At 73.7% G+C, this 12,391-nt stretch carries 8 protein-coding genes and 1 pseudogene; 8 read left to right on the top strand and 1 reads right to left on the bottom strand.

Features of this window, described 5'->3' with window-relative positions; translation table 11 throughout:
- Positions 1 to 30: 30 nt before the first annotated feature.
- From EKH77_RS19440 to EKH77_RS19465, 6 genes and pseudogenes are all read left to right on the top strand, one after another.
- Positions 31 to 1,131: an ATP-binding protein gene (locus EKH77_RS19440; protein WP_126915610.1), complete on the top strand. Its 1,101-nt coding sequence runs from the start codon at positions 31 to 33 to the stop codon at positions 1,129 to 1,131.
- Positions 1,128 to 3,439, top strand: a pseudogene (locus EKH77_RS19445) (DUF5682 family protein). The gene EKH77_RS19440 and the pseudogene EKH77_RS19445 overlap by 4 nt, the downstream one beginning before the upstream one ends.
- On the top strand, positions 3,436 to 4,602 hold the full coding sequence (locus tag EKH77_RS19450) for a VWA domain-containing protein (protein WP_126915611.1): 1,167 nt from the start codon (positions 3,436 to 3,438) through the stop codon (positions 4,600 to 4,602). The pseudogene EKH77_RS19445 and the gene EKH77_RS19450 overlap by 4 nt, the downstream one beginning before the upstream one ends.
- A 293-nt stretch (positions 4,603 to 4,895) precedes the next feature.
- The gene (gene sucC, locus EKH77_RS19455; RefSeq protein ID WP_126915612.1) at positions 4,896 to 6,071 is read left to right on the top strand and encodes an ADP-forming succinate--CoA ligase subunit beta; all 1,176 of its coding nucleotides are present in this window, start codon (positions 4,896 to 4,898) and stop codon (positions 6,069 to 6,071) included.
- Positions 6,072 to 6,093: 22 nt separating this feature from the next.
- Positions 6,094 to 6,978 carry a succinate--CoA ligase subunit alpha gene (gene sucD / locus EKH77_RS19460; RefSeq protein WP_126915613.1) on the top strand — a complete coding sequence of 295 codons (885 nt, stop codon included), beginning with the start codon at positions 6,094 to 6,096 and terminating at the stop codon, positions 6,976 to 6,978.
- 200 nt (positions 6,979 to 7,178) lie between these two features.
- On the top strand, positions 7,179 to 9,035 hold the full coding sequence (locus EKH77_RS19465) for a cell division protein PerM (protein WP_126915614.1): 1,857 nt from the start codon (positions 7,179 to 7,181) through the stop codon (positions 9,033 to 9,035).
- A 90-nt stretch (positions 9,036 to 9,125) separates the two neighbouring features.
- Here EKH77_RS19465 and EKH77_RS19470 read toward each other — a convergent pair whose 3' ends face one another.
- Positions 9,126 to 9,875 carry a hypothetical protein gene (locus EKH77_RS19470; RefSeq protein ID WP_240667426.1) on the bottom strand — a complete coding sequence of 250 codons (750 nt, stop codon included), beginning with the start codon at positions 9,873 to 9,875 and terminating at the stop codon, positions 9,126 to 9,128.
- A 303-nt stretch (positions 9,876 to 10,178) separates the two neighbouring features.
- Between EKH77_RS19470 and purN the strand changes: the two genes are divergently transcribed.
- Positions 10,179 to 10,805: a phosphoribosylglycinamide formyltransferase gene (purN, locus tag EKH77_RS19475; protein ID WP_240667427.1), complete on the top strand. Its 627-nt coding sequence runs from the start codon at positions 10,179 to 10,181 to the stop codon at positions 10,803 to 10,805.
- Positions 10,806 to 10,816: 11 nt separating this feature from the next.
- Positions 10,817 to 12,364 (top strand): bifunctional phosphoribosylaminoimidazolecarboxamide formyltransferase/IMP cyclohydrolase, encoded by a 1,548-nt coding sequence (gene purH / locus EKH77_RS19480; RefSeq protein WP_126918167.1) that lies wholly within the window; start codon positions 10,817 to 10,819, stop codon positions 12,362 to 12,364.
- The last annotated feature ends 27 nt before the right edge of the window (positions 12,365 to 12,391 follow it).

Genomic DNA, 12,391 nt, shown 5'->3' on the forward strand with positions numbered 1-12,391 from the left:
CCACCCGGAACCGCACGACGAGGGGGACTTGTGACCGTGCCCGGAATCCAGACCGACGCCCTGCGCCCGCACGCCGAGGACGCTTTCGCCCACGAGCTGAAGGCCCTCGCGGCGGCCGACGACCGTCCCAGGCCCGAGCGTTGGCGGCTCTCGCCGTGGGCCGTCGCCATGTACCTGCTCGGCGGCACGCTGCCCGACGGCACCGTGATCACACCCAAGTACGTGGGCCCGCGCAGGATCGTGGAGGTCGCCGTCACCACGCTCGCCACCGACCGGGCCCTGCTGCTGCTCGGCGTGCCCGGCACCGCGAAGACCTGGGTGTCGGAGCACCTCGCCGCCGCCGTCAGCGGCGACTCCACCCTGCTCGTCCAGGGCGCCGCCGGCACCCCGGAGGAGGCCATCCGCTACGGGTGGAACTACGCCCGGCTGCTCGCCGAAGGCCCCAGCCGCGACGCGCTCGTGCCCAGCCCCGTCATGCGGGCCATGGCCGAGGGCATGACCGCGCGCGTCGAGGAGCTCACCCGCATCCCCGTCGATGTCCAGGACACCCTCATCACCGTCCTGTCCGAGAAGACGCTCCCCATCCCCGAACTGGGCCAGGAGGTCCAGGCCGTGCGCGGGTTCAACCTCATCGCCACGGCCAACGACCGCGACCGCGGCGTGAACGAGCTCTCCAGCGCGCTGCGCCGCCGGTTCAACACGGTCGTCCTGCCGCTGCCCGCCACCGCCGAGGACGAGGTCGGCATCGTCGCCCGCCGCGTCGACCAGATCGGCCGCTCCCTGGACCTGCCCGCCGCGCCCGACGGCATCGACGAGATCCGCCGCGTCGTCACCGTCTTCCGCGAGTTGCGCGACGGCGTCACGGCCGACGGCCGCACCAGACTCAAGTCGCCCTCGGGGACGCTCTCGACGGCCGAGGCGATCTCCGTCGTCACGGGCGGGCTCGCGCTCGCCGCCCACTTCGGAGACGGCGTACTGCGCGCCGGGGACGTGGCCGCCGGCATCCTCGGCGCGGTCGTCCGCGACCCCGCCGCCGACCGGGTGATCTGGCACGAATACCTGGAGACCGTCGTCCGCGAACGGGACGGCTGGAAGGACTTCTACCGCGCCTGTCGCGAGGTGGCAGCGTGACCGGGACCGCCGCCCCGGAGCCGGTGCTGCTCGGCGTCCGCCACCACGGCCCGGGCTCCGCCCGCGCCGTACGCGCGGCCCTCGACCGCTGCCGCCCCACCGCCGTCCTGATCGAGGGCCCACCCGAGGCGGACGCCCTCGTCCCCCTGGCCGCCGAACAGGACATGCGCCCGCCGGTGGCCCTCCTCGCCCACGTCGCCGGGGAACCGGGCCGCGCCGCGTTCTGGCCTTTCGCCGAATTCTCCCCGGAGTGGATCGCCCTGCGCTGGGCCCTCGCCCACGGAGTACCGGTCCGCTTCATCGACCTGCCGGCGGCGCATACGCTCGCGCTGGGCGCGGGGGTGGGGCCGGGCGCGGCCCGGAGCGCGACGCGAGCCCTGAGGGCGTGGGTCCGCGTACCGACCCGCTCGCCGTGCTCGCCGGAGCCGGCGGGTATGACGATCCCGAGGCGTGGTGGGAGGACGTCGTCGAACATCGGCGCGGCGAGGGCGACGCGCTCGCGCCGTTCGAGGTCGTCGCCGAGGCCATGGGTGAACTGCGGTCCGCACTCGGCGAAGAAGAGGACCTCGAGCACGACGCAGTCCGGGAAGCCCACATGCGGCTCAAGCTCCGGGAGGCGCGGCGGGAGTTCGGGGGCGCCGTCGCGGTCGTGTGCGGCGCCTGGCACGTGCCCGCCCTCGCCGAGCGGCGGACCGTGGCCGCCGACCGGCAGGCGCTCAAGGGCCTCCCCAAGGCCAAGGTCGAGATCGGCTGGGTCCCCTGGACCCACCGGCGCCTCTCCCGCCACAGCGGCTACGGCGCCGGCATCACCTCACCCGGCTGGTACGGGCATCTCTTCCGGGTCCCCGACCGGCCGGTCGAGCGCTGGATGACCGACGTCGCCCGGCTGCTGCGCGCCGAAGGCCACCCCGTCTCCTCCGCGCACGTCATCGAGGCCGTCCGGCTCGCCGAGACCCTCGCCGCGATGCGCGGCCGCCCGCTCGCCGGGCTCGCCGAGACCGTCGACGCGATCCGCGCCGTGATGTGCGACGGCTCCGACGTGCCGCTCGCCCTCGTCCGGGACCGGCTGGTCGTCGGCGACGTGCTGGGCGAGGTCCCCGACGCCGCGCCCGCCTCGCCCCTCCAGCGCGACCTCGACCGGCAGCGGCGCGCGCTGCGGCTCAAACCCGAAGCGGCCGCGCGCGACTGCGAGTTCGACCTGCGCAAGGACACGGACGCGGCCCGCAGCCGCCTGCTGCACCGGCTGCGGCTGCTCGGCGTCGACTGGGGCGAGCCCCTGCCCTCGCGCGGCGGTCTCGGCACCTTCCGGGAGAGCTGGCGGCTGTGCTGGGAGCCCGAACTGTCCGTACGGATCGCCGAAGCCGGCGTGTGGGGCACGACGGTGGAGGGCGCGGCGACCGCCAAGGCGGAGTCCCTGGCGCGCGACGCCACCGCCCTCGCGGAGATCACCTCCCTTGCCGAACGGTGCCTGCTCGCGGGCCTGCCCGACGCCCTCCCCGTCGTCATGCGCGCCCTCGCCGACCGCGCCGCCCTCGACTCGGACGCCGGCCACCTCGCCCAGGCCCTGCCCGCCCTCGTCCGCTCCGTGCGCTACGGCGACGTACGCCGCACGGACACGGCCGCCCTCGCCGAAGTGGCCGCCGGGCTCGCCGAGCGCGTCTTCGTCGGCCTGCCCGCCGCCTGCGCGGGCCTCGACGCGGACGCGGCGGCGGAGATGCGCGCCCATGTGGACGGCGTGCACCAAGCCGTCGCCCTGCTGGCCGGGACCGCCGACGAGCCGTCGACCGTCGCTCCCGGGCTCCGGGACCGCTGGGCCGCCGTCCTGAAGGTGCTCGCCGAGCGGGACGCCCTTCCGGGCGGGATACGCGGCCGGGCCACGCGGCTGCTGCTCGACGACGGACGCCTGCCGCACGATCGGGCGGCCCGGCTGATGGGTCTCGTCCTCTCGGCCGGCACGCCGCCCGCCGAGGCCGCCGCCTGGATCGAGGGCTTCCTCGGCACCGACGGCTCCGGCGGCATGCTGCTCGTCCACGACGAGCGCCTCCTCGCCCTAGTCGACGGCTGGCTCACCGCCGTCCCGCCGGACGCCTTCACCGGCGTACTGCCGCTGCTGCGCCGCACCTTCTCGGCGTTCGAACCAGGCGTACGGCGGACGCTCGGCGACCACATACGGCAGGGCGGCCGGGGCCCAGGTCCGGCCCAGTCCCTTCACGCCACGGCCCCGGGCTTCGGCCCGGCCCTGGATCCGCGACGCGCCGCGGCCGTCCTGCCGACGATGCGGCTGCTGCTGGGAGGAGAACCCGTATGACCACCGAAACCATCGAAACCACGGCTGACGCGGAGCGGCTGCGTCGCTGGCGGCTCGTGCTCGGCGCGGACACCGGCGGGGCCCTCGCCGGCGCCGACGCCGCCATGGACCGGACCCTGGAAGCGCTCTACGGCGGCGGGGGCGGCGCGGCCGGCGAGGCCGACGGCCCGCGCCGGGGCGGGCTCGGTGCGTCCGCGCCGCGGGTCGCCCGCTGGCTGGGGGACATCCGGACGTACTTTCCGGCGTCCGTCGTTCAGGTGATGCAGCGGGACGCCGTCGACCGCCTCGGGCTGTCCGCACTGCTGCTCGAGCCGGAGATGCTGGAGGCCGTCGAGGCCGACGTCCATCTCGTCGGCACCCTGCTCTCCCTCAACAAGGCGATGCCCGAGGCCACCAAGGAGACCGCGCGGGCCGTCGTCCGCAAGGTCGTCGCGGACCTGGAGTCCCGCCTCTCCGGCAGGACCCGCGCCACGCTCGCCGGCGCCCTCGACCGCTCCGCGCGGACCGCCCGCCCCCGCCACCGCGACATCGACTGGGACCGCACCATCCGGGCGAACCTCAAGAACTATCTGCCCGCCCACCGCACGGTCGTCCCCGAGCGCCTGATCGGCCACGGCCGGGCCGCGCAGGCGGTGAAGAAGGAGGTGATCCTCTGCATCGACCAGTCGGGGTCGATGGCCGCCTCCGTCGTCTACGCGTCCGTCTTCGGCGCGGTCCTCGCCTCCATGCGCGCCCTCGACACGCGCCTCGTCGTCTTCGACACGGCCGTCGTCGACCTCACCGACCAGCTGGCCGACCCGGTGGACGTGCTCTTCGGCACCCAGCTCGGCGGCGGCACGGACATCAACCGCGCGCTCGCCTACTGTCAGTCACGGATCACCCGCCCGGCCGAGACGGTCGTCGTCCTCATCAGTGATCTCTACGAGGGCGGCATCCGCGACGAGATGCTCAAGAGGGTCGCCGCGATGCGGGCGTCGGGCGTCCGGTTCGTCACCCTGCTGGCCCTGTCCGACGAGGGCGCCCCCGCCTACGATCGCGACCACGCGGCGGCCCTGGCCGCGCTCGGCGCGCCCGCCTTCGCCTGTACGCCGGACCTCTTCCCGGAGGTCATGGCCGCCGCCCTGGAGAAGCGCCCGCTGCCGATACCCGCCCCGGCCGTCTGAGCGGCCTGAAGGGGCCCGGCTACGCCGAACGCGGCCGAACGCGTGCGGGCGTCGTCGCGATCTGTGAGCGTAATCACGGCCGGAGTGTGATCTGCGATTTAGGGACCTCCCTCCCTCGGGGATAACCTGCGAGACGGACATGCCGCGTCAACGGTGAACGTGTGCCGCCCTCGCCCGTGCTATCCCGGGGCGCAAACCCCCGGACCTTTGCGGAGATCGCGCCCTCACGCCGCCCTGCGGCACGCCCGCGCAGACAACGAACCGCGATATCCATGGAAAAGGGACGGACGCGCGTGGACCTGTTCGAGTACCAGGCGAGGGACCTCTTCGCCAAGCACGGTGTACCGGTGCTGGCCGGTGAAGTCATCGACACGCCTGAGGCGGCGCGCGAGGCCACTGAGCGTCTGGGCGGCCGTTCGGTCGTCAAGGCTCAGGTGAAGGTCGGTGGCCGCGGCAAGGCCGGCGGTGTGAAGCTGGCCGCCACCCCGGACGAGGCCGTCGCCCGCGCGACGGACATCCTCGGCATGGACATCAAGGGCCACACGGTCCACAAGGTCATGATCGCCGAGACCGCTCCGGAGATCGCCGAGGAGTACTACGTCTCGTACCTCCTCGACCGCACCAACCGCACCTTCCTCGCCATGGCGTCGGTCGCCGGTGGCATGGACATCGAGCAGGTCGCGGCGGAGACGCCCGAGAAGCTCGCCAAGGTGCCGGTCGACGCCAACGACGGCGTCTCCATCGAGAAGGCCCGCGAGATCGTCGCCCAGGCGAAGTTCCCGGCCGAGGTCGCCGAGCAGGTCGCCGAGGTCCTCGTGACCCTGTGGAAGACCTTCGTCGCCGAGGACGCGCTCCTCGTCGAGGTCAACCCGCTCGCCAAGGTCGCCGACGGCCGCGTCATCGCGCTCGACGGCAAGGTCTCCCTGGACGCCAACGCCGAGTTCCGTCAGCCCTCGCACGAGGAGCTCGAGGACAAGGCCGCGGCCGACCCGCTCGAGGCGGCCGCCAAGGCCAAGGGCCTGAACTACGTCAAGCTCGAGGGCCAGGTCGGCATCATCGGCAACGGCGCGGGTCTCGTCATGAGCACCCTGGACGTCGTCGCCTACGCCGGTGAGAACCACGGTGGCGTCAAGCCCGCCAACTTCCTCGACATCGGTGGCGGTGCCTCCGCCGAGGTCATGGCCAACGGCCTCGAGATCATCCTGGGCGACCCGGACGTCAAGTCCGTCTTCGTCAACGTCTTCGGTGGCATCACCGCGTGTGACGCGGTCGCCAACGGCATCGTCCAGGCCCTGGCGCTCCTCGAGTCCAAGGGCGAGAAGGTCGAGAAGCCGCTGGTCGTGCGCCTCGACGGCAACAACGCCGAGCTGGGTCGCAAGATCCTGACCGACGCCAACCACCCGCTGGTGCAGCAGGTGGACACCATGGACGGCGCCGCCGAGCGCGCCGCCGAGCTGGCTGCGAAGTAAGGAACGAGGTCACTAGAACACCATGGCTATCTTCCTCACCAAGGACAGCAAGGTCATCGTCCAGGGCATGACCGGCTCCGAGGGCCAGAAGCACACCAAGCGCATGCTGGCTTCCGGCACCAACATCGTCGGTGGCGTGAACCCGCGCAAGGCCGGCACGACCGTCGACTTCGACGGCACCGAGGTCCCCGTCTTCGGCTCCGTCAAGGACGCCATGGAGAAGACCGGCGCCGACGTCACGGTCATCTTCGTCCCGGAGAAGTTCACCAAGGACGCGGTCGTCGAGGCCATCGAGGCCGAGATCGAGCTCGCCGTCGTGATCACCGAGGGCGTCGCGGTCCACGACACCGCCTCGTTCTGGGCGCTCGCCCAGGCCAAGGGCAACAAGACCCGCATCATCGGCCCCAACTGCCCGGGTCTGATCAGCCCCGGCCAGTCCAACGCGGGCATCATCCCGGCCGACATCACCAAGCCCGGCCGCATCGGTCTCGTGTCCAAGTCCGGCACGCTGACCTACCAGATGATGTACGAGCTGCGCGACCTCGGCTTCAGCTCCTGCGTCGGCATCGGTGGCGACCCGATCATCGGCACCACCCACATCGACGCCCTGAAGGCCTTCCAGGACGACCCCGAGACCGACCTGATCGTCATGATCGGCGAGATCGGCGGCGACGCGGAGGAGCGGGCGGCCGACTTCATCAAGGAGCACGTCACCAAGCCGGTCGTCGGCTACGTGGCCGGCTTCACCGCGCCCGAGGGCAAGACGATGGGCCACGCCGGCGCCATCGTGTCCGGTTCGTCCGGCACCGCCCAGGCGAAGAAGGAGGCCCTCGAGGCCGCGGGCGTGAAGGTCGGCAAGACCCCGTCCGAGACGGCTCGCCTCGCGCGCGCCGCGCTGGCCGGCTGACGCCGCCACGGTTCCACGGCGTGGGCCCGCACCCCGGCAGGGGGTGCGGGCCCACGCCCGTATGCGGGCGGGCCCTGCGCCGCGATTGCCGTACCTGGTTGGACTAAAAGGTTCATAACCGTATTCGTTGCCATACAAGCGACACGACGGTTAAATGCCAGCTACCCGCCCGAAAGGCGCGTTCTTGGCAGCATGGCCCTGTGAGTGAATACGCCGGTCACGGCCCGTCGCCGACGACGGAGCACCGGCCCGCCGAGGCGGGCCCCGTGCTCTGGGCACCGGCGCTCCCCGGATCGGCGAGCACGGCGTTCATCGGCGGGGTGCTCGCCGCCGGGCTGGGCCTCGGCACCTTCGCCATGGCCGTCCTGGCGATGTGGATCACCTCCCCGTACCCCGACAGCGGCCCCGCCGGCGCGCTGCGCGTCGCCGCCGACCTGTGGCTGCTCGCGCACGGCGCCGGCCTCGTACGGACCGAGACGCTGGCCGGGCCGCCCGCGCCCATCGCGCTGACCCCGCTGCTGTGCGCGCTCGTGCCCTGCACCCTGCTCTACCGCGCCGCCTGCCACGCCCTCGAGCCCCCCGAGGACGCGCCCCCGGACACCCCCGGCCCCGCGCCCCGCCCCGCGTTCACCGCCATGCTCGGCGGCTACCTCCTGGTGGCCCTGGCGGCCGTCGTCTACGCCTGGTCCAGCCCGGTGCGGCCCGCGCCGCTGAGCACGCTGCTCCAGCTGCCGCTCGTCGCCGCGGCGTTCATCGCCGCCGGGGTGTGGACGGCGGACGGGCGGCCGGGCTTCCCGGCGCCGCCCTTCGTCCGGCGGGTGCTGCCCACGCGGCTGCGGAGGTGGTTCACCCGGGACCGGCTGAACGCGATCGTCCGCACCGGGGCGACGGCGGTGGCCGTCCTCCTCGGCGGCGGCCTGCTGCTGGTGGGCGTCTCACTCGCCATCCACGCCGGGACGGCCCAGGACGCCGCCATTCAGCTCGCACCGCGCTGGTCCGGCCGGGTGGCGCTGGCGCTGCTGAGCGTGGCACTGCTGCCCAACGCGATGGTCTGGGCGGTGGCGTACGGGCTCGGGCCCGGCTTCACGGTGGGCGCGGGCAGCCTGGTCGCCCCGCTGAGCGCCGCGCCGGACCGCCCCGTCCTCCCGCGCTTCCCGCTGCTCGCGGCGCTGCCCGAGCCCGGCGCGGCGAGCCCGCTCGTCCTGGCGGGCGCGGCGGCGCTCGCGGCCGGCGCGGGCATCGCGATCGCGCACACCGCCGTGCCGAGGCGGCGCCCCCCGGGCGTGGGCTATGGGGAGGCCGCCGCGACAGCGGTACTGGGCGCGCTGCTGTGCGGAGTGTTGATGACGGTGCTGGCTTACGCGTCGTCGGGCGCGATCGGCAACGAGGCGCTCGCCGGCTTCGGCCCGCCGTGCTGGCGCACCGGGGGCGCGGCGGCGGCCTGGACGGCGGCCATCGGCCTGCCGGGGGCGCTGGTGGTGCGGTGGCGGCGGGGGGTTGTACGGGCTGCGCCGGGGGCGCGGGACGGGCGGGCGGAGGGCGGGGAGGCAGTGCTGACGGGGTGGCGGCGGGTCGGGTATGCGTTGGGGTTGGCGGTGGCGGTGGAGGCGGCTCCTGAGGCCGCTGCGCCGGTTGCCGAACCGGAGGCGGGGCCGGAGCCGGTGCCGGAAGCGGCGTCCGGTCCCGAGCCGGACCTCGGGCCGGGCCTCGACCCCGAGCCCAAGGTCTCGCGGTCGTTGTGGGCGGCGATGGTGGGGTGGTTCGGCTTCCGGGTGCCCGGGAGCGCGCGGCCCGCGCCCGAGCCGGAGGCGATCGTGTACGAGCCGGAGACGTTGCCGCTGACGCCGACGCGGCATCTGCGGGACGACGACGCCGAGGCGGAGGAGCCGCGTGAGCGTGAGCGGGGGCGGCACCGGCCGCCGAAGAAGCGGGGGAGGCGGCGTGGGGGTGCCGCGTCCGACTGGCACGAGCCGTCGGCCCGTCGGCACCGGTGGGCGGCGTTGAAGGATTCGGGGGGTGGGCTGATGCCGGACTTCGACCCGCGGGAGGGGGAGTAGGCCCCAGCCCCGCCCTTTCACCGTTTCCCGGGGGGCTCCGCCCCCGGACCCCCGCTCCTCAAACGCCGGAGGGGCTGCGTATGCAGCCTGTCAGTCCTGCGACCCCAGCAGCGGTCGGAACTGCTTCGGGAGATGGTTCTCGCACGCCGCCCGCGACGTCTGCGTGAGCGCGTCGTCGACGCACGTGTAGTAGTCGCGGTAGACGATGTGGAAGGCGAACGTCGCCGCCACGATGGCCAGCGCGAGCCCGCCTGTGACCAGGCCGCTGACCGCCGCCGTCGTCTGGGGGCGGAAGCCGCCGGGGGTGGGCGGCGGGGCCGGGGTGTCCGGGTCGCGCGGCTTGGGCTTGGCGCGCAGGGAGCTGATGCCCCAGTAGACGGAGAGGGCGCCGAGCAGCAGGGCCACCTGCGGAATGCTGAAGAGGGCGAAGAAGAAGCCCCACATGCCCGCGAGCAGCGCGTAGCGGGCGCGCCGCTGGGCCGGGTCCGTGGGGTCCCAGCGGAGGCCGCCCGGGCCGCCACCGGGGCCCTGACCGCCGCCGAAGCCGCCGCCCTGCCGTCCCGGCTGCCGGCTGCTCCACTGGCTGCCCCACGCCGGACGTTCCTCGCCCGAGTCCGAACCGGAATCCGAGTCCGAGTCCCGGCCGTCTTCACGGTCGCCCGAACCGCCCGGGTTGCCCGTCGCCGGCGTGCGCGGCTGCCAAGGGCGGTCCGGGCTGCCCTCGGGCGGCGCGGCGAAGGGGTTGTCCCGCTCCTCCCCGGCGGGGGACGGCTGCGGCTGGCTCTCGCGCAGCGCGAAGCGCGGGAGGCGGTGAACCGCGTGGCGGCGTCGGTCCGGCATGTGGAGTGTGTCTTCCCCTGGTGTGGTCGTCCTGCACCTTCGAGCCTACGGTGACACGCTCTTTTTCCCGTGCCGTTTCCCGCGCCGCCGTCCGGTCCGGTCCCGACGCTACCTTCCGTGCCCGCCCCCGTCCCGTGGGGGCGGTTCGGTGTGCCGGTATCGTTGCTGGCGGTCGGCGGCTTCGTAGAGTCCCCCGTAATCGGCGACCCCTCCGACTCGTACGACCATACAAACCGCGTCAACGCATCACCCGCGCATCACCCGCGCATCACCCACGCATCACCCGCGAGAAAGGGCCCCACCGTGGCCGCCCCCGCCCGCCCCGCCCGTGTCGTCGTGCTCGTCTCCGGTTCCGGTACGAACCTTCAGGCCCTGCTGGACGCCATCGCCGCCGATCCCGGCGGCTACGGCGTCCGCGTCGTGGCCGTGGGCGCCGACCGGGACGGCATCGCGGGCCTGGAGCGCGCCGAGCGCGCCGGGCTGCCGACGTACGTGTGCCGGGTGAAGGACCACGCCGACCGCGATGCGTGGGACGAGGCGCTGACGGAGGCGACGGCCGGGTACGAGCCGGACCTCGTCGTCACCGCCGGCTTTATGAAGATCGTGGGGAGGGCGTTCCTCGCCCGGTTCGGCGGGCGGATCGTCAATACCCACCCCGCCCTCCTCCCCAGCTTTCCCGGTGCCCACGGGGTGCGCGACGCGCTCGCGTACGGCGTGAAGGTCACCGGGTGCACCGTCCACCTCGTCGACGAAGGCGTCGACACCGGCCCGATCATCGCCCAGGGCGTGGTGGAGATCAGGGACGAGGACGACGAGTCCGCGCTGCACGAGCGGATCAAGGAAGTCGAGCGTTCGCTGCTCGTCGATGTCGTGGGACGTCTGGCCCGCGACGGCTACCGCATAGAGGGACGAAAGGTAAGGATCCCGTGACCGCCGAGAGCATGAAGCGGCCCATCCGCCGGGCACTGGTCAGCGTCTACGACAAGACGGGGCTGGAGGAGCTGGCCCGGGGGCTGCACGACGCGGGCGTCGAGCTGGTCTCCACCGGTTCCACGGCCGGCCGGATCGCCGCCGCCGGTGTCCCCGTCACCAAGGTCGAGGAGCTCACCGGCTTCCCCGAGTGCCTGGACGGCCGGGTGAAGACCCTCCACCCCCGCGTCCACGCCGGCATCCTCGCCGACCAGCGCCTGGAGGCGCACCGCGCGCAGCTCGACGAGCTGGGCGTCAGCCCCTTCGAGCTGGTGATCGTCAACCTCTACCCGTTCCGGGAGACCGTCGCCTCGGGCGCCTCGCCCGACGAGTGCGTCGAGCAGATCGACATCGGCGGCCCGTCGATGGTCCGCGCGGCGGCCAAGAACCACCCCTCCGTCGCCGTGATCGTCAACCCCGGGCGCTACGACGACGTGCTCAAGGCCGTCGCCGACGGCGGCTTCGACCTCGCCGCCCGCAAGCGGCTGGCCGCCGAGGCGTTCCAGCACACGGCCGCGTACGACGTGGCCGTGGCGAACTGGTTCGCGGAGGGCTACGGCGCGGACGAGGGCCCCTGGCCCGACTTCATCGGCATCTCCTACGCCCGCAAGCAGGTGCTGCGCTACGGCGAGAACCCGCACCAGCCCGCCGCGCTCTACCTCGACCCCACGGGCACGGGGCTCGCGAACGCGGAGCAGCTGCACGGCAAGGAGATGTCGTACAACAACTACGTCGACACCGACGCCGCGCGCCGGGCGGCGTACGACCACGACGAGCCCTGCGTCGCGATCATCAAGCACGCCAACCCCTGCGGCATCGCGGTCGGCGCGGACGTCGGCGAGGCCCACCGCAAGGCGCACGCCTGCGACCCCCTGTCGGCCTTCGGCGGCGTCATCGCCGTCAACCGGCCGGTGACGCTGGAGATGGCCGAGCAGGTCGCGGAGATCTTCACCGAGGTCATCGTGGCGCCGTACTACGAGGCCGGCGCGGTCGAGGTGCTGTCCCGGAAGAAGAACATCCGCGTGCTGCGCTGCCCCGACGCGCCCGCCGCGCACGGCGAGTCCCGGCCCATCGAGGGCGGTCTGCTGGTCCAGGCCAAGGACCGGCTCCAGGCCGAGGGCGACGACCCGGCCAACTGGACGCTCGCCACGGGCGAGGCGCTGTCCGCCGAGGAGCTGGCCGAGCTCGCCTTCGCGTGGAAGGCCTGCCGCGCGGTGAAGTCCAACGCCATCCTGCTGGCCAAGGACGGCGGGACCGTCGGCGTCGGCATGGGCCAGGTCAACCGTGTGGACTCCGCGAAGCTGGCCGTCCAGCGGGCGGGCGAGGAGCGCGCCCAGGGCTCGTACGCCGCGTCCGACGCGTTCTTCCCCTTCCCGGACGGGCTGGAGGTGCTGACCGCCGCCGGGATCAAGGCGGTGGCCCAGCCGGGCGGTTCGGTCCGGGACGAGCAGGTGGTGGAGGCCGCGAAGGCGGCGGGCGTGACGATGTACTTCACGGGTACGCGCCACTTCTTCCACTGATCCGAGAGAACGGAAGGCCGCGCTCCT

It is taken from the genome of Streptomyces luteoverticillatus (assembly GCF_003970715.1).
Classification (GTDB): Bacteria; Actinomycetota; Actinomycetes; order Streptomycetales; family Streptomycetaceae; genus Streptomyces; species Streptomyces abikoensis.

Excerpts from the sequence above, each read along its gene's own strand:
- EKH77_RS19450 (WP_126915611.1), top strand. The coding sequence starts at position 3,436 with ATGACCACCGAAACCATCGAAACCACGGCTGACGCGGAGCGGCTGCGT.
- sucD (WP_126915613.1), top strand. The coding sequence starts at position 6,094 with ATGGCTATCTTCCTCACCAAGGACAGCAAGGTCATCGTCCAGGGCATG.
- EKH77_RS19470 (WP_240667426.1), bottom strand. The coding sequence starts at position 9,875 with ATGCCGGACCGACGCCGCCACGCGGTTCACCGCCTCCCGCGCTTCGCG.
- purH (WP_126918167.1), top strand. The coding sequence starts at position 10,817 with ATGAAGCGGCCCATCCGCCGGGCACTGGTCAGCGTCTACGACAAGACG.